At 46.9% G+C, this 23521-nt stretch carries 14 protein-coding genes; 7 read left to right on the top strand and 7 right to left on the bottom strand.

What is annotated here, in order from left to right; all coding sequences use genetic code 11:
* Positions 1-6 precede the first annotated feature (6 nt).
* The gene (locus BHV83_RS13170) at positions 7-942 is read right to left on the bottom strand and encodes an alkaline phosphatase family protein (protein ID WP_195205262.1); all 936 of its coding nucleotides are present in this window, start codon (positions 940-942) and stop codon (positions 7-9) included.
* Between the two features lie 134 nt (positions 943-1076).
* On the opposite strand from BHV83_RS13170, the gene BHV83_RS13165 reads away from it, so the two are divergent.
* Positions 1077-2168, top strand: coding sequence for a glycoside hydrolase family 76 protein (locus tag BHV83_RS13165; RefSeq protein WP_057329147.1), 1092 nt, complete (start codon positions 1077-1079; stop codon positions 2166-2168).
* A 396-nt stretch (positions 2169-2564) separates the two neighbouring features.
* Here the strand turns inward: BHV83_RS13165 and BHV83_RS13160 are convergent, their stop codons facing one another.
* From BHV83_RS13160 to BHV83_RS13140, 5 genes are all read right to left on the bottom strand, one after another.
* Positions 2565-4139: a sulfatase family protein gene (locus BHV83_RS13160; protein ID WP_195205260.1), complete on the bottom strand. Its 1575-nt coding sequence runs from the start codon at positions 4137-4139 to the stop codon at positions 2565-2567.
* Positions 4136-5566 (bottom strand): sulfatase family protein, encoded by a 1431-nt coding sequence (locus BHV83_RS13155; protein WP_195205259.1) that lies wholly within the window; start codon positions 5564-5566, stop codon positions 4136-4138. The genes BHV83_RS13160 and BHV83_RS13155 overlap by 4 nt, the downstream gene beginning before the upstream one ends.
* An 84-nt stretch (positions 5567-5650) precedes the next feature.
* The gene (locus BHV83_RS13150) at positions 5651-7156 is read right to left on the bottom strand and encodes a RagB/SusD family nutrient uptake outer membrane protein (protein ID WP_286757607.1); all 1506 of its coding nucleotides are present in this window, start codon (positions 7154-7156) and stop codon (positions 5651-5653) included.
* An 18-nt stretch (positions 7157-7174) separates the two neighbouring features.
* Positions 7175-10549 (bottom strand): TonB-dependent receptor, encoded by a 3375-nt coding sequence (locus BHV83_RS13145; RefSeq protein ID WP_286757606.1) that lies wholly within the window; start codon positions 10547-10549, stop codon positions 7175-7177.
* 171 nt (positions 10550-10720) lie between these two features.
* Entirely contained in the window at positions 10721-11692 is a 972-nt protein-coding gene (locus BHV83_RS13140) for a FecR family protein (RefSeq protein ID WP_048927796.1), read from the bottom strand.
* A gap of 434 nt (positions 11693-12126) precedes the next feature.
* Here BHV83_RS13140 and BHV83_RS13135 point away from each other — a divergent pair, with 434 nt between their 5' ends.
* A complete protein-coding gene (locus tag BHV83_RS13135; RefSeq protein WP_005866317.1) occupies positions 12127-12747 on the top strand; it encodes an HU family DNA-binding protein in 621 nt (206 codons plus the stop codon).
* A 56-nt stretch (positions 12748-12803) separates the two neighbouring features.
* Here BHV83_RS13135 and BHV83_RS13130 read toward each other — a convergent pair whose 3' ends face one another.
* Positions 12804-13346, bottom strand: a complete 543-nt coding sequence (locus BHV83_RS13130; protein WP_022191874.1) for an RNA polymerase sigma-70 factor — start codon at positions 13344-13346, stop codon at positions 12804-12806.
* 110 nt (positions 13347-13456) lie between these two features.
* Here BHV83_RS13130 and BHV83_RS13125 point away from each other — a divergent pair, with 110 nt between their 5' ends.
* The 5 genes from BHV83_RS13125 to BHV83_RS13105 all read left to right on the top strand — a co-directional run bounded on the left by BHV83_RS13125 (position 13457) and on the right by BHV83_RS13105 (position 23515).
* On the top strand, positions 13457-14470 hold the full coding sequence (locus BHV83_RS13125; RefSeq protein ID WP_286757605.1) for a FecR family protein: 1014 nt from the start codon (positions 13457-13459) through the stop codon (positions 14468-14470).
* Positions 14471-14660: 190 nt separating this feature from the next.
* The gene (locus tag BHV83_RS13120; RefSeq protein ID WP_321774370.1) at positions 14661-18068 is read left to right on the top strand and encodes a TonB-dependent receptor; all 3408 of its coding nucleotides are present in this window, start codon (positions 14661-14663) and stop codon (positions 18066-18068) included.
* Positions 18069-18095: 27 nt separating this feature from the next.
* Positions 18096-19742, top strand: a complete 1647-nt coding sequence (locus BHV83_RS13115; RefSeq protein ID WP_048927794.1) for a RagB/SusD family nutrient uptake outer membrane protein — start codon at positions 18096-18098, stop codon at positions 19740-19742.
* A gap of 123 nt (positions 19743-19865) precedes the next feature.
* On the top strand, positions 19866-21689 hold the full coding sequence (locus BHV83_RS13110) for a DUF4091 domain-containing protein (RefSeq protein ID WP_286757603.1): 1824 nt from the start codon (positions 19866-19868) through the stop codon (positions 21687-21689).
* A 53-nt stretch (positions 21690-21742) separates the two neighbouring features.
* Positions 21743-23515, top strand: coding sequence for a DUF5107 domain-containing protein (locus BHV83_RS13105; protein ID WP_286757602.1), 1773 nt, complete (start codon positions 21743-21745; stop codon positions 23513-23515).
* Positions 23516-23521: the final 6 nt, after the last annotated feature.

Genomic DNA, 23521 nt, shown 5'->3' with positions numbered 1-23521 from the left:
ATGTTTTTAATTATCCTCGAAAGCTGATAATATCGGACGGGCGATCCACACCTGCGGCTGCGGTACGTCCAAGAGGCAAGCTATCGTGCCAGCGATATCATATACCATCGTACTCTCCGGGATCTTGAAGCCTTTCTTTACGTTCTTTCCATAGAAAACGATCGGGGTTTGCATCTCGTTCATCGTCTTGCCACCGTGACCGGTCTCGATACCGCCGTGGTCGGCCGTCAGTATAACCACCGTATCATCCATGATACCCGCCTCACGAACGGCGTCCATCACTTGCGTCAAGCAACTGTCCAAATGATTCACCATCGCGAAATACTCCGGGGAGCTCCAACCCTTGCCATGTCCGGTACCATCCGGCTGATCGTATATGATCGCGCAAAGGTTCGGCTTCTTCTCCTTGATATACTGAACGGCTACCAGGGTACATCCGTTCGGGTTCTCAGCCGACATCGGGGCATGCTTACGGAAGCTCATGGCCAAGGTATCCACCAGATAATTCATGCCTTCCCACTCATAGATATAGCCGATCTCGGCTTCGGGAGCCTTATCCCGGTACAGGCCGAAGATATTCGGGAAACGGTTGTCGCTATTCACGACACGCGAAGGAAGCTCCGGCGTACGAGATCCCCACTCCGTATATCCGTGCAACTCCGGTCCCGCTCCCATAAACATGGAAGCCCAATTACAAGCACTCGACGAAGGCAGGATCGAACGATTCTCTAACGTGGAGGCGCCTTCCGCCATCATCTTACGGAAAGTAGGCATATCCGCCCCATTATTCAAGCAATGGGCGCTCAAGCCGTCGAAACCGATCAAGATTACATGCTTTGGCAGATTCTTCTCTTTCAAAGGCGCTTGCTGAGGTGCCGTATTACAGGCGCTCAGGCAGTATGCGATTACCGCACAACAAATAAATAAGATTTGCTTTTTCATCTTACCGTGTTTTTCTTTTATGATTAATATTGAAGTATCTTAGATTCCGTCAGACAAAGGTACAAAGTTTAACTAAAGTTCAAAAAGATCATTTATCTTTGTGGCTTAATCTAATCTTATTTTCATAAATACGTATGTACAAACATTTCCTGACAAGCGTATTGCTTGTATTTTTCATGCTATCCTGTAGCAAACCTTCCCCTTTTGAGGGAAAGATGCGAGAAAGCGTACAAACCTCCCTAAGCTGGAGAAACGACACGACCGGTATCTGGGAAACAGCCGGCTGGTGGAACTCGGCGAACGTATTGACCGCCACCATTCGCTACGGCGCCGTAACCAAAGATCCGGCCATCCCATCTGTCATAGAGGATGTATTCGAGAAAGCCCGTCATTACCAAGTAGGCGTAGACTCAACCGGTACTCCCCGTTATTGCGACAACTTCATCAATGATTATTACGATGACGAGGGTTGGTGGGCATTGGCATGGATCGAGGCCTCCAAACTGACCGGAGAGAAAAAGTACCTAGATATGGCCGAGATCATATTCGATGATATGACAACTGGCTGGAGCGACGCTTGCGGAGGTGGCATCTTCTGGAAAAAGAACCCTTTGCATTACAAGAACTCCATAGCGAACAACCTGTTCTCCCTGACAGCTATCCGATTATATAAAGCGACCCAAAATCCGGCGTATCTCGACTGGTTCAAGAAGAACGTGGATTGGTATACGCAAACCGGCATGATCAATACGGACATCTACCAAATCGAGGACGGCACGAAAGACGATTGTACCCCCAACCGCAACGCCCACTACACGTATAACCAAGGCGTAGCCATCGCTGTCTTAGCCGAGATGTATCTCCAAACCAACGATAAATCTTACTTGGAGCTAGCGGAAAAGATCGCCGACGCTACCATTACCACGCAATTGGTAACCGACGAGGGTATACTTCGTGAGATGAAGCCCGAGATCGATGATAGCAACGACGGTGTCCAATTTAAGGGTATCTTCATCCGTCATTTAGCCTTCCTGTATGAAGTGACAAAGAATCCGGCTTATAAAGATTTCATCTTGAAAAACGCAGAATCCATCATCACGAAAGATTATGACCCCACATCCAAAAGCTTCGGTTGTTATTGGTACGGCCCTTTCCACAAGGAAAGCTCGGCAGCAAACGCCTGCGCTTTGGAGTGCGTGATAGAGGCTTATGAGTTAACGAAATAGGTATCCGGGGAGACGCAGCTTGTCATTATTCACACAGCCAGCGGGCGATATTCCGCTCTGGCTCCCCCGGAGCTGGAACGGATGTCACGTACAGCTCTGGCTCATTGACAAAAAAACAGGACGGCGGACATCTCCGCCGTCCCGCCCAAAAGAGACAGCCTTATCTCTGTTTGTATTCATGTCAAGGTTGGTTGTTTACTGATAACGGGGCCACATAAACCCTGTTTTTCATATCGTGCACAAACATAAGACTTCTTTTTCACAAAAGAACAAATTCCTTCTTCTTTCTAGAAATACATGCTTTATAACATACCACACTCCCTCTCGGTTGCTAGCGTGGACTTCTATTACAAAGGATAGGCGACGCAGCACGCTACGTCTCCCTCCGCTTTCTTTTTACCAATAATAGGTATCCATAATCTCCTTCATCCTAGGGGTATTCGTGTCCTCATCCTTAACATCTTTCCGCAGCTTCAGCATCTCCTCCTTCATTTGCCGGATGATCTTGGCGCATTGGGGATCGTTGTAAGCGTTGTGATTCTCACGAGGATCGGATTGAAGGTCGTAAAACTCCCATGCTGGTGTCGTGGTCTTATCCTCCGAACCAGTCATATTCAGACGGTCGCCATAGAAAAACATCAGTTTATACCGCTCATTACGGATACCCATATGGGCCGGACGGTTCGAATGTTGGGTCCAATAACGATAATACATCTCCTTACGCCAATCCTTTGGGGTATTTCCTTTCAGATTATCGCGAAAACTATGGCCCTGCGATTCTTTCGGGGTCTTCACGCCTGCGTAATCCGCCAGCAAAGAGGCAAAATCCACGTTCAAGATTATATCCTTATTGCGGATCCCCGCCGGGATCTCTTTCGGGTAACGGATCACGAAAGGCATACGTAGAGACTCCTCATACATCATACGCTTATCGAAGAAACCATGCTCTCCTAAAAAATAACCTTGATCGGATACGTACACCACGATCGTATTATCGGCGATTCCCATATCGTCCAGCGCTTTCAATAACTTCCCGATATTATCGTCGATCGTAGCCCCGCAACGCAGATAGTCGCGCACCAATTTCTGGTAAGCGCCGCTACGGGCGGCAGATCGATGCATGCCCTTCGTCGTAAAAGGCAACTCCGGATACCGGCACCACCATTTATCAGGGTCTTGCGACGCCACGTCCCAACGACGGGCCAACTCCTCCAAAGGCTGTCCGGAGAAGGTACGTCCATTCGTCTCCGGCCCCCAATCAAATAAGTTTTCCGGTTCCGGGAAAACAACGCCGTCATATAAATGCCTCATCCGTTCCGGAAAATCCCAAGGTTCGTGTGTAGCCTTGAAATGACAACACATCATGAAAGGCCGGTCCTTATCGGCCTCTTTCATCCAACGGATCGCCTTATCCGTCACGATATCCGTGGAGAAACCTCGTACCCGCTCCCCGAAATTACGCTCACCCGGCCAAGGTTCCGTACAATTTATAAAAGTAGGGTCTCGGTACTCGCCTTGGTCATGAAACACGGAATAAAAGTCGAAACCTTGCGGTTGCGTTTTCAGATGCCATTTACCGACCAAAGCGGTCTGATAGCCTCCCGCCCGCATTTGCTTGGCGATATTATCCTGCTCCGGATCAAAAGAATCACTTAACGTGTAGACACCGTTCACGTGACTATAGGCTCCGGTCAAGATCGCCGCACGACTCGGAGAAGAGATCGAGTTCGTACAAAAACAATTATCCAATACGCAACCCTCCGCAGCCAAGCGACGGATATTCTCGTTGCGGGCATATTCCCCCAACACCCCCCCGTAAATGCCCCAAGACTGGGAAGTATGATCATCCGAAAGGATAAACAAGATATTAGGACGTTCCTCTTGCACTGGTTTATCGGCGGCAAAGAGGAACTGCCCGTTTCCCGAAAGACAACAGGCAGTCATTCCGATACTTATGATCGATTGTTTCATAGGTCATGACGTTTTTTCCCTTGTACTAGGCCCGGTTCCCTACGCTCCGTTCCCTTTACGCGCGTTAGGTTATCCCCTAACTCATGACGTTTCAGGTCGGCGATCTTCATCAACTTCGCAGCTTCCTCAGGATACTGGGTGATCACGTTATAACGCTCTCCCGGATCACGGCGCAAGTCATACATCTCAGGTTTCATGATCTCCAGATTCGTCAACTTACCCGGCTGGCCGTCGTTTCCCGGCTCATAAGCCCCGTAAGTAACGTATTTATGAGGGAATACCAGCTTAAACATACCGTCCGTGACAGCCTCCAAGTCATTCTTGTTATAATAATAGACAAAGGATTCACGAGGATTCGCGTCTTTCTTGCCCTCTATCAATGATAAGATACTAACGCCATCAATCTTGCGAGTAGGCAGCGGGGCCTGCGTGATCTCGGCGAACGTAGGAAGAAGGTCGATATTAGAAGCTAACTTATTACAAGTCGTGCCCGGTAACGTCTTACCTTTCCAGTACATGATACAAGGAACCCGGTTACCACCATCAAAGGTCGTAGCCTTTGCCTCACGTAACCCACCGGCTGAACCGGCATGATTCCCGTAATTGGTCCAAGGGCCATTATCGGAAGTCAAGATCACCAACGTATTATCTTCCAAGCCCAGCTCACGCAATGTCTTGAATATCTCACCTACACTCCAGTCGATCTCCATCATCACGTCGCCATATAAACCCTGCTCGCTCTTTCCCTTGAATTTATCGGAAACGGCCAACGGTACATGGGGCATATTATGGGCCAGATACAAGAAGAAAGGCTTATTCTTATTCTTCTTGATGAAATTAACAGAACGGGTGGTATAATCCGTAGTCAACCGTGTTTGGTCCGTATTATAACCGATAATCTCGTTTCCGTCATAAGTCGGCAAATCCGGGAAATTAAAGACCTCACCTTGTTGCGGGTGGAATGGCCACATATCGTTAGAATACGGCAAACCATAATACTCATCGAAGCCATTTTGCAAGGGAAGAAATTCCTTTTGGCTACCTAAATGCCATTTACCGAAGATAGCGGTACTATATCCTTTCTGTTTCAATACCTCTGCGATCGTCATCTCATCCGGATGGATTCCGTAGTTCGAATCCGGTCCCGGAGCGCCGGCGAAACCGATACGATTCGGATAACAACCGGTCAACAAGCCGGCACGAGACGCTCCACTGATCGGCTGTCCCGCCAAGAAGTGTGTAAAACGAACGCCTTCCGCCGCCATTTTGTCGATATTCGGAGTGGTATATCCGTAAGCCCCATTAAAAGAAAAATCTCCGTAACCCGCATCATCCAAATTAATTAGAACGATATTTGTGTAATCAGCGGCTATGCCTGCCATTGAAAAGGCTGAGGCGGCCGTCAGTAACATTAGTTTATTCTTCATGATATTATTTATTGATATATTGGCTTTGAAGTGCCATCCTGTGTTTGGCACTTCAAAGATAACAGTTTTTAATTTATCCAAAAATTAATCCCAGTTCGGATTTTGCTCCAAATTAGGGTTCAAGACTGTTTGGTTATAAGGGATCGGCCATAAATAATCTCGTTTCGGATTAAAAGAACGTTTCACGACTTCTATTCCATCATAATTATGCATCATACCATTATTCTCTTTCTCAGCGGTTTTCCAACGCAAGATATCCGAATAGTAGAGTCCTTCAAAGGTCAACTCGATACGGCGTTCACGGCGGATTACCTCACGCATCTGATCTTTCGTCAAACCTTTTGGTACTTCCGGCATATTGATATCCGGACGCCTACGCAATTGGTTGATGGCATCATAAACTGACTGATCAGGACCACTCGCCTCATTCTGGGCCTCGGCATACGTCAACAGAACTTCCGCATAACGAATTAAAATGAAATTGAAAGCCGAACGTTCTACTAAAGGAATCGTTACATCATCCTCATAAGAAGTGTATTTCTTCACACCGAAACCCGTAGTCGCCACATCTTCTTTTGTGATCGTCTTTCCTAAATACGGATAACCGATGCAAACGATCGATTTCAATAAACGGGGATCTCTGTTCTCATACGGACGAGTCGGATCATAAAGTGGTGACTCTTCTATCGTCTTCCCGTCAACACAGAGATATGTATCAACCAGTTCCTTCAAGGGAGCCGGACGATTCAAGCGCCAGATATTCTGATCATAATCCGTTGGATACTCTGGCAATTTCGCTTCTATATCAAAGATTACCTCACAATTATATTTATTATCTTCGCTAAAGAAATGACGATAATCATTGAATAATTGATAAACGCCAGACTCCATTACCTGCTTAGCAGCTTGGGCCGCCTCCGCCCAACGAGAATTATATAATAAAGTACGGGCTTTTAACGCTAACGCAGCACCTTTTGTCGCACGTCCCAAGTCTGAGCTAGCATAGGTGTCCGGTAGCACGGCAGCGGCCTCCTCCAAATCCTTGACAATCTGATTCACTACCTCTTCCTTGGAATTGCGAGGTAATTCGGCTTGCTCATCCGCATTGGGAGCATCTATAATCAGCGGTACACCTCCGAATTTATCGACCAAACTTAAATAATAGAAAGCTCGTAAGAACTTGGCTTCACCCACCATCTTCGCCTTCTCCGACTCATCCATATCGACACCTCCGACATTAGCGATGAAAGTATTCGTACGGCCAATACCAACGTAACAGTTCTTCCATAAACTTCCGATTAGAGCCGTAGTAGACAAATGTTCACCCTTTCCAATCGCTTGCGTACCATTCGCCTCGTTATAAGGCATCGCATTCGCTGTCAGCATATCGAATTCCATCGTATGCAATGAACGCCAAGGTTTCAATGCGTTGTAACATCCCATTATACCGGCGCTCGCATGCTCTTTTGTCTTCCAGAATGTTTCCGTGGAATATTGATCGGAAGGATCTACATCCAACCAGCTATCACAAGCGATTAAACTCATACAAGCGACAGCGACACATATCATCTTATATATTTTACGTCTCATATTATTATTCCTTATTATTTAAAATGTGACATTAACACCTGCCGTATAAGTCCGTACAGACGGATAGGCATACCAGTTGCTTCCCTTCAAGTTCTTCTCCGGATCAAAATCCTTCATCGGAGAGAACGTGAATAAGTTTTGCGCATTGACAAAGACCTTTAATCTCTTAACCACACCGCTTTTCAAGAAAGAGGCCGGTACGTTATAAGAAAGTTGCAAGTTCTTTAAACGTAAATAAGAGGCATTTCTCAACCAGAAATCATTTGTACGGAAATTCTCGTTCAAGCATCCTTCATACGTAGTCAAGATAGGCAATGTAGCGCTGGTTCCCCGCTCGGGAGTCCAAGCATCCGTCAACCATTGTTCCGGCAAACCACAACCAAACCATAAAGGAGTAGCACCAATACGGTCTCCATATGTATAGACATCAGTTACACCTTGGAAGAAAGCGCCCAGATCCCAATCCTTATATCCTAAGTTGATATTGAATCCATAAGTTATCTTAGGAATCACACCACCACGTATCTGGCGGTCATCTTCGGTAATTTTCCCATCTCCATTCGTATCCTCAAACTTCAGATATCCCGGTTTAGTAGCCGCGGTTTGATACGGACTATTCTTGATTTCCTCCTCAGATTGGAAAATACCGATAGCATGAAGCATATAATAAGAATCGATAGGCTTTCCTTCTTCCAAGATAAACATTCCATCAATGATTGTTTGCCCCTTCAAGCTAACGATCTTATTCTTGATAAAGGTCATATTTCCATTTACCTCGTAACGGAAGTCCCCGATATTGTTCCGATACCCCATATTCAACTCGAAACCTTTATTGCTCACCTCGCCGATATTACGGATCGGGCCATCCAGACCACCTACTTGATCCGGCAAAGTAACCTTTCGCAAGATGTCGGAAGTACGTTTATCAAAGAACTCGAAAGAGAAATCTAAGTTTCCGTTTAACAAGCTAGCGTCAATACCGACATTCGTCATGGTCGTTGTCTCCCATGTGATGTTCGGATCGTTATAGGCGGTAATAGCCGCTCCGGATTGCATCGCTCCATTCAACGGGTAGTTATAATCCGTAATTGAACCATCATTTTTTATCACCTTCAAGTTCATTAGGTCCACGTAACGGAACAAATCGATACGCTCGTTACCCAATTGTCCCCAAGAAGCTCTCAATTTCAGATTGTAGATCCAAGGAATATCTTTCATAAACTCTTCCTCGCTCAAACGCCATCCGGCAGAGAATGATGGGAAAATCCCCCAACGATTTCCTTTGGCAAAACGAGACGAACCATCATAACGAAAGTTACCCTCAAATAAATAACGGTCCTTATAACCATAATTCACCCTACCAAAGTAAGACATCAAGACTGATCTCGAGGAAGTACCCGCTACACTCGGATTACTAGAACCTGCGTTTAATTCGTGCAACTCGTTCCCTAAGAAACCTTCTACCTTAGCGGAAAACTCAGTCTTATCATCGCTCTCAAAACTATAGCCAGCCAATACTTTTACGTCATGGGCATCATTGAACTTCTTGCCCCAAGATAAAGTATTGAATACTGTAACTGCCAAGTCATTCTTATCACCTTTATAGGCATGGCGTGTATTCTGACCGTCATAAACCACTCGTTTCTCCTCATTGGTCTTCAACTGATATTCGTATACATCAGGCGCAAAACGAGATTGCAGATAATCATATTTGTTTAAACCGACATTCAAGTTATAAACGATATCAAACGGAAGCTTATATTCCGCAGACAAATTCGCCAACATACGCAAGGACTTATGCTTGTTCTCGCCCTCATCGGCCAACGCCAACGGATGGCGATAGATATTATGCCCAGGAGTACGGATAAAGGTATCCGCATAGCGACCATCGGCCGTATAAGTCGGGTGGAAAGCCTGCGCTTTATAAGTCATCTCCACTAAGTTTGCCACACCCGCTACCGGCTCATTATAGATCTGGTAATGCGCATTGATATTAGCGCCGATCTTCAAGCGGCTATTCACTTGAGCAGTCGTATTCACAGCTAAGGTATATTTATTGGAATCCGTTCCACGCAATATTCCATTTTGATCACCATAGCCTAAAGATACGGAATACGTATATTTATCATCACCTCCGGAGAAACGCATGTTATGCTCCATAATAAAGGCATTATTATACATGATATCCAACCAATTATTCTGCGGATACATAATCGGGTCTGTTAACATGCCTTGTTTGTACTCCTCGATTAACGCGTCAGAATAATCCACCGTTAGTTTACCTTCGTTCCGTTGCGCTTGGTTTCTCATTTCCATAAACACGACCGGATCATATACGAAGTTAGGCAGATAGGTAGCCTGCTGCACGCCGAAATAGTTATTATAATCGACGGTAAACTTACCTTTCTTTCCCCCCTTTGTCTTTACCAAGACAACGCCATTCGCCGCACGAGAACCGTAGATAGCGGAAGAAGCCGCATCTTTCAATACGGAAATACTCTCAATATCATTCGGATTTACCGCTTCCAACGGGAACTCGATACCATCCACCAAAATCAATGGGTTATTATCGTTCAAGGTTCCCTGACCACGAATACGAATCGTCGCCCCGTCCGCTCCCGGCTGAGCACCCGCTTGATTTACGTAAACACCTTGCGTACCTTGCAACGCTTGGGTCGAGTTGGTGATCGGACGATTCTCCAACGTCTCCGCATCCAAAGAGGAGATCGCTCCTGTTAAATTCACTTTCTTCTGCGTTCCGTAACCTACGACCACAACCTCATCCAACTTCTGGGTATCCTCGGACAGGCTAACCATTACTTTCGAAGAATTACCAACCTCGACCGTACGATCCGTATAACCAATAAAAGAAACTACCAAGATCGCATTGTCCGGTACTTCCAGACTGAAGTTTCCATCAATATCCGTAATCGTTCCGTTCGTAGTTCCTTTGACGACAACATTCGCCCCGATAATGGGTTCTCCCAAGGCATCTTTTACTTGCCCGGTAATCTTTCGTGGCGAAGACTGGAATAAGGCATTCGGATGTGAGACACTTGAAACACTCTTTGACTTAATTATAATCTGCCGGTCTACAATCTCATATTGGTATCCCGTATTTTTCAAGGCTTGCTCTAAGACCTCCTCTAACGAAGCATTATTTGCTTTTACACTCGTTTTCCTATTTACATTTACTTGATTATCATTCAAGAAGAACGTGTACTCACTATTTTTCTCTATTTCTTTTAGCACTTCCGATATACTGCAATCCTGTTTATTCATGGAAAGCTTATAATTCTGTCCATAGGTAGAAGCGGATACAGTGCATGCGAAAGCCAAGGATAACAACGCACTTATCTTCATGACTCGGTTTACTTTTCTGATTTTTTTCATAACTTTGTAATGTTTCTGATGAATAAATTAGCAGGTGTGTCGGCCTCTCAACTCCTAACGCCTGCCGTCAAGAACATTTGCTCAGGAGGAGAAACCTAGTTTTTCCTCCTGTTTTTTATTAGACTCAAGAACTGTTAACAAGCATATCTCCTAGAATTTAACGTTAGACACTCATTTATCTCCCTTTATATATAGTTCATATTCATTGTCTTTCTCTCTGTATTTAATGGGCGACGTATTGCTCAGCATAAACAGGATTCGCTCCAAGGACTCATCCCGTACCTTAAACGTAAACCGATATTTCTCCGCTATCTCCTTCGGGCACTTTATCTTCCGCCCGAACCAAGGCTCCAGACGGGTAAGGATCATGCTCAAGCGTTCGTTCTCAAAACTGAGGACACCGTTACGCCAACCCGAATACTCCTCGGCATTAACCGTCTTAACTCTAACGGTATTCGCTTGTTTGTCGAAAACCAACATCTCGTTCGGATTCAATATCACCTCACGCCTGTTCTTCACATTGGGACCTCCCAAGCCAATCTTCACCTTACCGTTTAACAGGATCGTCTCCAACTTGCTCTCGGAATCATAATTGAAAACCTCGAAGGCCGTGCCCAAGGCCGTTACATCCATGTTCTTGGTATGCACGGTAAATGGTCTTTCCCGATCTTTCGCTACGTCGAAGAAGGCTTGCCCTTTTAATTCCACATCACGGGTCTTGCCATCAAAACTCTTTGGGTAGATCAATTGGCTATTCGGCCCCATTCTCACGGTCGTACCGTCCGATAAGGAAACCGACTCTATGCAACGGACACCGGAGGCCATTACATATATATATTGATCTTCTTTCGTATGAGACCAATAAACTACGCTTCCTACACCTAAAAGTAGCAATATGGAGGCGGCTATCGCCGTAATCTTATAGACCCAGAGTTTACGGACACCGTTTGTCGCCATTGTCCGGGCTATGATTCGTTTCCACATGCGATTCCCCACCATGGGATTCACGCGATCCGCAGCCTCGTCCCATTGGGAACGCATACGCTCTTCCACTTTTGGGTCACACAGCAAACGTTGCCGATCTTTCTCATCCAGAGCATCTCGCATCAACTTCTTCAATATCGTTCTCGTATCTTCGCTCATGTTTATTATTCTTGTTCTATTTATAAATACACGCCACGACTCCCTCCCCCCTATTGGAAGATAAAAAAATTCGCTTAGGTTAATCAAATTCAGATAAGATACCCAAATACGATTGAAAAATAATCATGCCTAAAGCCTCAAGTACAATTAAATGTCCATTACTTATAGGTACTCTTTAAAATTATCTTTACGAAATTGTGTTTTATCAGTATCTTCCTTGCTTTCCATCCTTATATTTCCGTCCTTTGTATTCAATGAAATTGGTTGCCGACGGTGTCGGCAGTATTTCCGACGCCGTCAGCAATATTTCCGACAGCGTCAGCAGCATTGCCGAGGGCGTCGGCAACCGATTTCATCAAATAGAAACGCCAAAGAGATAAACGTTAAATCTCCGAGGCATCCTATACATTATCCATTTAAATAACGAGAAAATCATGGGAAAACCAAGAAGTGGCATCCAAGTCAGTATTTATAATACACCGGGCAATGAACAACGCGGGCCAACATCCTGCGCACGAGTCATCACCAGAGATACCAAACGCATGAACGATATATGTGAGTATATTTCCGAATGCTCATCCGTCACCTCCGCCGACATAAAAGGTGTATTGGAGGCGCTTACTTCCTATATCGGCAGGGAATTATCCTATGGGTACAGCGTGGAACTGGAAGGATTGGGACATTTCTCGCCATCGGTAAAAAGCAAAGAAGTAACGGACCAGAAAGGAAATACTAAATCAAGCGCTAGCATACACGGCGTTAACTTCCGCTGCTCTCCCCGACTGAAGGAGATGGTAAAAAAGAACGCCCCCATCTTGGTTAAACGGGAAAATCTGCCCAAAACGGGAATCGAGGGAAGGAAGGCTAAGATGTTATCTTATCTAGAAAGAAACTCATATATAAATCTCACCGATTACGCCGGCTTGAACAATTGTACCCGCTACCGTGCGAGCGAGGATATCAAGCAATTTATCAAGGATAACGTAATAGCCAGCGTAGGATATCGAACACACCGGATTTATGTGCTGCCTGAAAAAGAAGACGAGCAAAACTAAAACTTAGGACGAAAATGGCACTTCCGGACTCTATAAATACGTGACCTAGGAAAGCGCTAGATAAACCAGATAAGTAACATGATATTTTTCTTCAAGAACTTCAAGGCTTCGCTGATTTGGTTCTCAACGGTCTTCTCGGAAATATTGAGTTGGAAGGCTATCTCTTTATAGCTTTTATGCTCCTTCCGGCTTAGATTAAAGATAACCCGGCGTCTTTCCGGCAATTCCTCTATCAAATGATTGATATACTCCCCCAAGTTATAGGCGGTGATCTCTTCCTCTAAGTCGTAAGAGGTCTCCATAGCGGACAAGACCGTCATTTTATAAAAGTCCTCGTTCACGTTCTTCCGGTGCTGATTAAAGATCAAGTTACGGGTGATGACAAACAGAAGCCCCTTGAAGTTATCATCCTCCCGGATGAATTCCCTCGACTCCCAGACCTTGATAAACACCTCTTGTACCACATCCTCGGCCACATCCCGATTATTCAAATAAAGCCCGCAGAAATGATAAACCTTTTCCCAATATTGTTTATACAACATCGAAAAAGCCTCCCTATCTCCTTCTTTCAACGACTTTATAATTTGTCTCTCTTTCATTTAGCATCACATATCGTTTCGCGAAGATAATAAAATCATATACTAATAAAAGTTAATGATATCCCAGTTCTCCCGGACTTCTTTGTACTATTAATATAGCACGAGAAATAATGGAAGAAGAAAACAAACATATAAGCGATTTATTAATCCGATACGTAAATGGACTCTATACACGGTACGATATAGAGACCTTGCGGAAGTTAGCCTCATCCATAACGGAGCGAGCAGAATTAGAAAGCGAAATGGACCGGGTCTGGAGCGAAGCGCAGGACTTACCTCAATCCGATTCCCATAATCATCTGCTTTATAAGAAGGAGGCGCAAGACCTGTTGGATAAGACACGTAAAAGAGAAAGAAGAATCTCCCTATCCACTTTCATCAAGTATGCGGCGAGCATAGCGATTATCGTTTCCATCGGATTCGGAACGAAACTATACCTAAATCATTCAGCGAAGCAGCATACATCTGCCAGCGACCATCTCCTAACGGAAATAAGCGTCAATCATGGCGAACATAAGCAAGTCACCCTTCCCGATGGCACGGTCGTTCATCTAAACGCCGGTACCGTCATGCGATACCCAACGGAATTTACCTCTGACATCCGTTTGGTAGAAATGGAAGGAGAAGCTTTTTTCAATGTCATGAGAGACGAGGGCAAGCCCTTCATCGTCCGTACCCGACAAGCCGACGTAAAAGTACTCGGAACCTCTTTCAACGTAAAAGCCTATCAAGAGGATGAGTTGATGGCCGTCAGCGTTCGGACCGGAAAAGTTGAGGTGGATATGCCCGAAAGCGTAATGCGCCTATTACCGAACGAGCAAGTAATCGTGAATAACGCGAATGGAGAGATCCTTAAAAAGAACGAGGACGTCCAAAAAGTAACGGCATGGTTGCAAGGCGGCCTTTATTTTAACCGGACACCTATTAGTAGCGTTGTACATGATCTGGAACGGATGTATAATCAAGCGATCGTACTCGATCCGAATAGCGTATTCGACGATTACATCTATGGCGAGCACGACAATAAAAGTCTGGAAGCCGTACTGAACGCGATTCAATATTCAACCGGCATCCGATACCGGACGGAAGGAAACCGGATCGTGTTATACAAAACGAGTTATTAACCTTAAAATCGATTTGTCATGAAAGATACGACCTAAGCATAGCCACATAAAAAAGGGAAACCGACCTCTGACCTTCGATCTCCCTTTATCTTTCCCGATATGTACACCCTTGGATTGGACCCCCTTGGAGATTACAGAAATCGGACTGTTTTTAAAAGTGTATAAAAACAACCTTTAAACATACAAAATTATGAACTTTCCAACTATTACTAGGTATAATTGGATGTGTTGTTCTATTATTTTAGTTTTTTTAGCGTTAAGCTCCCCTAAGCCTCTGCAAGCCCAAGAAAATCAAAAAGAAAGAATAACGATTCAAGTAAAAAACCAACCCATACAAAAAGTCTTCGATGATTTGTCGAAGCAGACAGGATTAAAGTTTTTCTATGGAGAAGCCATAGCGAACCGGAACGTACAAGTTAACCTAAAGTTCAAGAACGCTCCCATCAACAGCGTATTGAACGAGATCACCCGGCAAGCCAATCTTTATTTTAAGCGAGAGAATAACACGATAGCCGTCAGTCTCGGAAACGCGGGCAACGCCTCCGTTCCAGTGACACAAGACCGGAAAGTGACCGGTATCATTACAGATGAACGGGGCGAACCGATCATCGGGGCGAACGTCGTGGTAAAAGGTACGTCCAAAGGGACAGTTACCGACCTGAACGGTGAGTATAGCATCGAGGCGAACGGTAAATCGATCCTGCTCATATCTTACATCGGCTATTTATCGGAAGAAGTGGCCGTAGGCAACAACAAGACCCTTAATATCCAGCTAAAGGAAGACGCCCAAAAGCTTGACGAGGTAGTCGTGATTGGTTACGGAACACAGAAACGAAGCAATCTTTCCGGAGCGATCTCGAAAGTCACCTCTGAGGTTATCGAATCTAAGCCCGTGACCAACGTGCTATCCGCCTTGCAGGGAGAAATACCGGGGATGGTTATCCAACGAAGCTCCGGCCAGCCGGGTAACGAGGACTTTAAGATGAACATACGTGGAGTCTCATCCGCTAACGGAGACAGTGCCCCGCTGGTTTTAGTAGATGGTATTCCCGGTGATATCAATATGATCAATCCGCAGGATATCGATGCCATCTCCGTCTTAAAAGATGCCTCCGCCTCTATTTACGGAGCACGGGCCGCAGGCGGCGTTGTCTTGATTACGACCAAGAAGGGAGCGACCGGCGCACCTAAGATCACTTACAATGGAAACTTGTCGATCTCCAAGATGACCGGTATGATGAAAGCGCCAACCAATTATGAGATGGCGATCATGGACAACGAGGCCAATATCCATAACGGCTCCGCCCCTATGTATACGCAAGAGCTTCTGGATAGGATCTTGTCCAACGACCCGAATCCGATCGATCACCCGTTGTATGGAGGATGGAAATTGTTCTTTACGAACACGGACTGGATGGACGAGCTGTTGAACAACGGCGTTCAGCATAAGCACAATCTCACTATCTCCGGTGGCGGCGAGAAATCCAATTATTATTTATCCGCCGGTTATAGCAAGCAATTCGGAGTCGTAAAATATGCCGACGACAATAACACCAAGTATAATCTACGTATGAACTACGATTATAGGATCACGGATTGGTTAAAGCTGGAAACCAAAGTAGCCTTGGACAATAATAAACGTACCGATGTAGGCAGCAACGGAGCGTGGGTAATCGGTGAGGCGATTCTGGATATGCCTAACCACCCGGTCTATAATGCCGATGGTAACTTCTTCACCCAAGGAGGCTGGAGCAATGCCGTAGCGTTGGCCAAAGAGAGCGAGACCGCCACGTTCAAGACCCGGGAGATGAATGGTAATTTCAGGTTAATCGCCAACATTATCGACGGACTGACCTTAACCGCCCAAGCCGGTGTTAATTATAAGAACAAGAACAATGAGGACATAGCGAAAGCGATCCCTCTTTATACATGGGACAATAATATCACCTACTACACCGGAGCGGGAAGTCCGGAGCAGTCTGCCGTGGATCGCACGACAGAAGAGACCGTTTACCAAAATTACACGGCCTACTTGAATTACGATAAGAACTTCGGCCCGGACCACCATCTGGACGCCATGTTAGGTATGGCCTACGAGACGGAGGAAGTCCGCATGTTCATGGCACGCCGTGATAACTTCATCTCGGATGAGCTGTGGGAGCTTAACCTCGGAGGCACGGGAAATATGAAGAACGACGCCAAAGCCGAGCATTGGGCTACCGGCTCTACCTTCGCCCGCCTAGGCTACAGCTTTAAGAACAAGTACATTCTGGAGACAAACTTCCGTTATGACGGTAGTTCCCGTTTCGCCCCCGGCAACCGGTGGAGGATGTTTCCCGGAGTCTCCGCCAGCTGGCGTATCTCGCAAGAAAACTTCTTGAAAAACTCCAAGGTATTCAATGAGCTGAAGTTAAGAGCATCATACGGACAGACCGGAAACCAAGAAGGTATCCGCCTGTATGACTATATCCAGTTGCTAAAGTTTAGGGACGATGGCTGGGGAACTAAATTAATCTATCCGTTCGGAAACGGTTCCCAAAGCCAAGCCATGGGCTTAGACGTATTGGCCGGGGTAGACCGGACATGGGAAATTCTGGAGAATGTCAACATGGGTGTCGATGCCGCTTTCCTTGATTCCCGCCTCGGCTTCTCGTTTGATTATTTCGTGAAGATGAATAATAATATGTTAATTCCGGTAACTTATCCCAGCATGTTAGGTGCGGAGGCACCCTATTCGAACTCGGGTAAATTACGCACGAACGGTTTCGAGTTGACATTGAACTGGACCGACAAGATCGGCAACGTTGAATACTCTGCCCAATTCCAGTTGACCGACGCCGTGAACAAATTAGTTGAATACGGAGGTGCCGATACCTATAAACTAGGATTGAACGAGACCCGGGAAGGTTATCCCATGAATTCCTATTTCGCTTACGTATACGATGGCGTGATCAAGGACCAAGCGGATCTCGACGCTTATAAGAAACTAGAGGGCGTACCTTCCAATATCGGCATCGGAGACGCGAAGTTCAAGGATTTGAACGGCGACGGTAAGATCTCCACCTACGGTGATAAAGATGGGGATGACGGCGACGCCGAATACGTTGGCTCCACCACTCCCCGCTATTCCTTCGGATTGAATCTGGGCGCTAAATGGAATAACTTCGATATCAGCGTATTCTTCCAAGGAGTTGCCAAGCGCACCTTGTTCCGTGAAGGAGACTTCGCCATGCCTTGGAGCGACTGGTGGAGATACCCGCCCCAGTTCTACTACGGCCAGACATGGAACGAGGATCGTCCGGACGCCTATTATCCCCGCTTGACGCATGGGGAGATCCGGCATTGGAATTATCAGGCATCCACCCTGCAAAAGATCAACGCCGCCTATGTTCGCCTAAAGAATATCCAGATAGGCTACACGCTCCCCAAAGGTGCGTTACAGAAACTAGGCATCGAACGGACACGCTTTTACGTAAGCGGACAGGATCTATTCGAGATACATAACGTAAAAGGAGGATGGGACCCCGAGTCGGACAAAGCCGGATTCAATTATCCGTTCCAACGTTATTATTCTTTCGGTATTGACTTAACTTTCTAAGGTTCCACGAAAAAACAAATTAGCAGTATGAGACGATTTAATATAATTATAGCGCTATCGGCCACACTCGGGCTATCTAGTTGCGACTTGGATATGACACCTATGGATCAAGTGTCCGACGCCGTATTTTGGCAAAAGCCTTCCGATTTCGAGTTGGCCGCCAATGATTTCTACTTCAGCCTGATGGAGGCCTCCCAATATATAGATAAGAACTCGGATATCGCTTTCGGTTCGGGGGCGGACGACGTAAGCGATGGTTCTTATTTAGCACCGGTCAATTCGGATGATTGGGATGAGCCTTGGAAATTCATCCAATCCACTTCCTATCTGCTCAAGAAAGCGGAGGAGTCTGGATTGACCGACGACGAGATCGGACGCTGGAAAGCCGAGGCCCATTTCTTCCGGGCCTACAACTACTGGAAACTGGTCAAGTTCTACGGAGGGGTTCCCAAGATAGAGATTCCCTTGAATACCTCCTCGGAACAGCTTTACACGCCTCGCTCCTCCCAGCAGGAGATCATTGATTTTATCATCGACGATCTCGATAAGGCGATTCCTTTGCTTCCCAAGCAAAGCCAGTTGACTACTGAGGAATTGGGCCGTACCACGCAAGGGGCCGCCTTAGCGTTAAAAGCCCGCGTATCCTTGTACGAGGGAACTTGGGAGAAATACCATCAAGGCTCCAACGCCGATATGTATATCCAATCGGCCATCGATGCCGCCCAAGCCTTAGTGGATTCCAAGGAATACGCCTTGTTCCGGGATAAAGGGAAGGAAAGCTATAAATATCTACATATCTTAGAGGGGGATGATAGCAAGGAGGTCTTATTGGCAAGGCGTTATTATAAATTGAGAGTGACCCATAACTGGACACGGGAACTTTGGTTCGGTGCCATGGTTCCTACAAAAAACCTTGCGGATATGTATTTATGTAACGATGGTCTGCCCATCGATAAATCTCCTTTATTTAAGGGATTCCAATACCAGACGAGTGAATTCGAGAACCGGGACTCCCGTATGGAGCAGACGTTTATCGTTCCCGGTAGCGAGGTCTTTTTCGAGGGAGGTCTCTGGACACCTACCTATCCGGGATTTGTAGGGAATAGCGCTACACGCACAGGCTATATGATCCGTAAGTTCTTGGATGAGACATTGGATGCCGCTCAATTCATCGGCGAATACGACTTCAAGGAGTTTCGTTACGCCGAAGTCCTGCTGATCCTCGCCGAGGCTTTATACGAGAAGAACGGACAAATCACGGACGATCAGTTAGACATCACCATCAATGATCTGAGAAACCGGGCGAATATGCCTCACCTAACCAACGCTTTCGTCTCCGTCAACGGCCTGAATATGCTGGAAGAGATCCGGCGTGAGAGAACCGTGGAACTGGCATTCGAAGGATACCGCCGGGACGACCTACGTCGTTGGGGCACGGCGGAAACGGTTCTTCCCCTTGCGATCCGTGGCGTGAAATTCGTGGGTACGGAGTATCAACAGAAATTCCCGGAGTTGGTGATCGGGCAGGATATACAGGTGGATAGCGATGGCTTTATCATCGCCCAACCCGCATCCGCCCGCAAGTTCCAGACACCGAAGCATTGGCTATCCCCGATCCCTTTGCAACAGGTACAATTGTCGAAAGGAACCTTGGAACAAAATCCGGGCTGGTAAGGGTTTTTCCAAGAATAAGCGACTATATATATGAGGGTAGGCCCTACCTATACGAGAAGGTAGGGCCTACCTATCTGGGAGGGGAATCCCATTTAAATATGAATTATCTTAAATTTTTATAGCATGAAGAAATACTTTTTAGTGGTAGCTAGTTTTTTTATTTATTCTCATATCAGTCTAGGCCAAGTGTATCCGGGGCAGATGGATTCCACGTTTGTTCCTGTACGGAGTCATCACTATGACCCGGAGTTAACATTTGATTTTTGCGTGAATGAACCCGCTTGGAGCAATCAGGCGGGTATCCATTCCGCCTTCGGATCGACCGACCGGCTTTATTTCCGGAAGGAAGTACCCGTAAACCATGACAACGATTTATCATCTTCCTACTCTACGACCGTTTGGAGGGGGGAAAGAGCGAATGCCCAGATATTGGTATGGTCGTCAGAAGCGTTGGAACAAGTACGTGTCTCTACGCAGGACTTGAGGAGCGCCGAGGGAAACATCATCCCAAAAGACCGGATTACCTTCGAGTTGGTGCGTTACGTATTGTCCAATTATCCGTATGCCGAGAAAAAAGCCATCTGCGGGGAATCTCCCTACAAATCCGGCTTCTTGATGCCAGACCGTTTCGAGACGCTGGACCGCTTCGATCTCCCTTCCCAAACCACCCGTCCGGTATGGATGATGGTGGATGTGCCGAGAGGAACCGCTCCCGGTACGTATAAAGGACAGGTGGAGGTGCGGGCGAAAGGCAAGGCTCCTCAATTCTTGAATCTGGAGATCGTGGTGCAAAACCAGTTGCTCCCCTATCCGAAAGACTGGAAATACCGTCTGGACCTATGGCAGAACCCGTGGGCCGTGGCATGGTACAATCACGTGGAACCGTGGTCACCAGAACATAAAATGCTTCTCAAGCAGCATTTGAAGCATTATGCCGATGCGGGTGGTACCTACATCACGACTTATGGAGTACATTCTCCTTGGTCCGATAACTCCTATATGATCGAGGGGGGCATGATCGAGTGGATCAAGAAAGCGGACGGCACATGGGCCTTCGACTACAAGATCTTCGACGAGTACGTAGAATTAGCGATGGAATGTGGCATCAACGAGGCAATCACCCTCTATACCCCGATTCCTTGGGGATTCCGTCACCGCTATAAGGACGAGGCTACGGGCGATTATTCTTATATCAACTGGGCGCCAAGCTCGGAGGAATTCAAGAAGATGTGGAATATCTTCCTCACGGATTTCAAGTTCCATCTAGAAGCTAAAAGCTGGTTGGACATCACCTATATCGGAATCAACGAGAATCCGATGGAAGAGACCTTAGCGGCTATCAATGTCGTGCGCAACCATGATAAATGCTGGAAGATCACTTACGCCGGCAATTGGCATAAGGAATTGGACGGACTGCTGGACGATTATTCTTTCCTTTACGGAGAGGAACCTACCATCGCCGAGCAAAAGGCACGGGCCGCCACCGGACGCACGTCCACCGTATACGTATGCTGTAACCCGCCGATCCCGAACAACTTCGTGTTCTCACCTCCTATCGAGGGACGTTGGATCAGTTGGTATGTAATGGCGTATGGGTACGACGGCTTCTTGCGATGGGCTTACGACGCTTGGCCGGAAGATGCCGATCGCGACGCACGTCATGGCTCTTGGGCAGCAGGCGATTGCTACATGGTATATCCGGGAGGCAAGAGTTGCATCCGCTTCGAGAAGATGAGAGAGGGTATCGTGGATTTCGAGAAGGTCCGTATCTTACGGGAACTGACCGCCCAATCGGGTAACGCGCAAGCCCAAGGCTTATTGAAGCAGCTAGACCAACATTTGTCTATCTTCCCGAAAGAGAAAGAGCTCGATGAGAACAAGATCTCGGCGGATGTACGTAAGGGTAACCTCATCATCCGTCAACTGTCCGATCTTTTGGCGAAATAATGGGCTTATATAGCAGGAAAGACATGAAAGCATATCGTTTAATCCTATCACTCATGGCAAGCGTAGCCGCAGGGCCGGCCTTCTCGCAGACAACAGGTGTTGTTTGCGAGGAGTTCGACCAGATACAGCTGACGCACGTATTGACGCCCACCGGCCCGCTACCGACCGCCTTGGACCCGAATGGCGTATACCCCTATATGAGTTATAGCGAGACCTCAAATCGTCCGGTACCTAAAAGGTACCGGATGATCTCGCTAGAGAACGAGAAAGTCAAGGCTATCATCTGCCCCGATCTTTGCGGGAAAGTAATATCCCTCACTCACAAGGAGAGCGGCAAGGAGGTCTTGTACAGACCGGACGTAATCAAATACACACGGATATTACCCCGTTTCTATTTCGTGGCCGGGGGGATCGAGGTCAGTTTCCCGATCTCCCACTCTCCCACGCAAAATGAGCCGGTGCTTTATCAGATCGATCATACGGGAGACCGCACATATGTAACATGCGGAGAACGGGAATCTCATTACGGTATGCAATGGTCTGTAGAATATTCCTTAGGAGATAAGGACGAATGCCTTACCCAAAGGGTTGTTTACTACAACCCGGGAAAGCAAGCCTATCCATGGATGTCATGGTCCAACGCCGCCCTTCCTTGCGCACCGGATACCCAATACGATTTCCCGAACGGGACCGTATTATCCCATGCCTCCACGTTGGACACGATCGACTGGAAAACCGAAGGAACCCATCATGAACGGGATATCAAAGAGATGACCGGCTACTTCTGGAAAACGAAAGACGTGAATGCTTTCGGGGCCTACACTCCCTCCTTGGGCAGCGGGCTCTATCATATCGCCGACGAATCCAGTACGCCCGGTATCAAGCTATGGAGTTATGGCGTAGCCGGCGACAAGGAATGGTCCATGCTCAGTACCCCCGACCGGCAGCCTTACGTAGAAATCCAAGGTGGCCCGATCAGCGACCAGTCCATCAAGCTCGAATTGCGTCCCGGCGAGAAAAAGAATCACGTAGAATATTGGATACCGACAGATCATCCTTTGGATATCTATTCTTTAAAGGTTCCGGCATTAAGGCTTCGCCCGATCGATCGCATCCCGCTATTCGACTGGGCCCGGAAGAATGAATCTTCCATCTGGATCGCCTTAGCCGATGCCTATAAGAATAAGTCCACGCTTCCCGCCGCCCCCTATCCGGAAGACGGGCAGTGGGCTCCATCCGGCATGGAAGATCTGGACGATGCTTTTCGTTGGGCGATCCAAATATCTCCCCGGCCGGAACGGGATTATTGGCAATTCCACTATGGGACTTGGTTGGCTGGAAGAGAACGTGTAGAGGAGGCGATCGAACAACTATCCATCCCGGATATCGATCTGGCAAAAGCTTTATTGGCAAGGCTATATGTTCGTCGGCAGGCGTGGGAAAAGGCGAGAGATACTTACGCCGCTATCCCCGAGACCTCGTGGTTGAACCTACATCCCCAGTTGGTTATCGAGCGGGATAAAGTATTAAAGAAGTTTGGAACAGAGGCTTTATCGGAACGGGAAAAATGGCTGGATAAGATAAACGCGTCCTCTGATGAATGGGTGGTCGAGCGAAAGGTACAGCTACTGATTGATAAGAAGCAATATCAAGAAGCCAAGGATTTATTACTATCCACCCGTTTCCAGAAAGTGCATCAAACTTACACCCGTACGGGACTTTGGGAACAGATCAACGAAGGCTTGGGCCTCTCCCCTCAACCTGTACCGGAACAACTCGGCGAGGATCGCTTAGCCCGGTTCGGTGCCTATCGGGAATATGAATAAAGGGAG

This window comes from Parabacteroides sp. merdae-related_45_40 (genome assembly GCF_001915675.1).
The sequence above is the reverse complement of the archived record's forward strand: the minus strand, read 5'-3'. Positions and strand labels throughout refer to the sequence as shown.

Coding starts and splice junctions, on each gene's coding strand:
- BHV83_RS13170 (WP_195205262.1), bottom strand. CDS start 942: ATGAAAAAGCAAATCTTATTTATTTGTTGTGCGGTAATCGCATACTGC.
- BHV83_RS13165 (WP_057329147.1), top strand. CDS start 1,077: ATGTACAAACATTTCCTGACAAGCGTATTGCTTGTATTTTTCATGCTA.
- BHV83_RS13160 (WP_195205260.1), bottom strand. CDS start 4,139: ATGAAACAATCGATCATAAGTATCGGAATGACTGCCTGTTGTCTTTCG.
- BHV83_RS13155 (WP_195205259.1), bottom strand. CDS start 5,566: ATGAAGAATAAACTAATGTTACTGACGGCCGCCTCAGCCTTTTCAATG.
- BHV83_RS13150 (WP_286757607.1), bottom strand. CDS start 7,156: ATGAGACGTAAAATATATAAGATGATATGTGTCGCTGTCGCTTGTATG.
- BHV83_RS13145 (WP_286757606.1), bottom strand. CDS start 10,549: ATGAAAAAAATCAGAAAAGTAAACCGAGTCATGAAGATAAGTGCGTTG.
- BHV83_RS13140 (WP_048927796.1), bottom strand. CDS start 11,692: ATGAGCGAAGATACGAGAACGATATTGAAGAAGTTGATGCGAGATGCT.
- BHV83_RS13135 (WP_005866317.1), top strand. CDS start 12,127: ATGGGAAAACCAAGAAGTGGCATCCAAGTCAGTATTTATAATACACCG.
- BHV83_RS13130 (WP_022191874.1), bottom strand. CDS start 13,346: ATGAAAGAGAGACAAATTATAAAGTCGTTGAAAGAAGGAGATAGGGAG.
- BHV83_RS13125 (WP_286757605.1), top strand. CDS start 13,457: ATGGAAGAAGAAAACAAACATATAAGCGATTTATTAATCCGATACGTA.
- BHV83_RS13120 (WP_321774370.1), top strand. CDS start 14,661: ATGAACTTTCCAACTATTACTAGGTATAATTGGATGTGTTGTTCTATT.
- BHV83_RS13115 (WP_048927794.1), top strand. CDS start 18,096: ATGAGACGATTTAATATAATTATAGCGCTATCGGCCACACTCGGGCTA.
- BHV83_RS13110 (WP_286757603.1), top strand. CDS start 19,866: ATGAAGAAATACTTTTTAGTGGTAGCTAGTTTTTTTATTTATTCTCAT.
- BHV83_RS13105 (WP_286757602.1), top strand. CDS start 21,743: ATGGCAAGCGTAGCCGCAGGGCCGGCCTTCTCGCAGACAACAGGTGTT.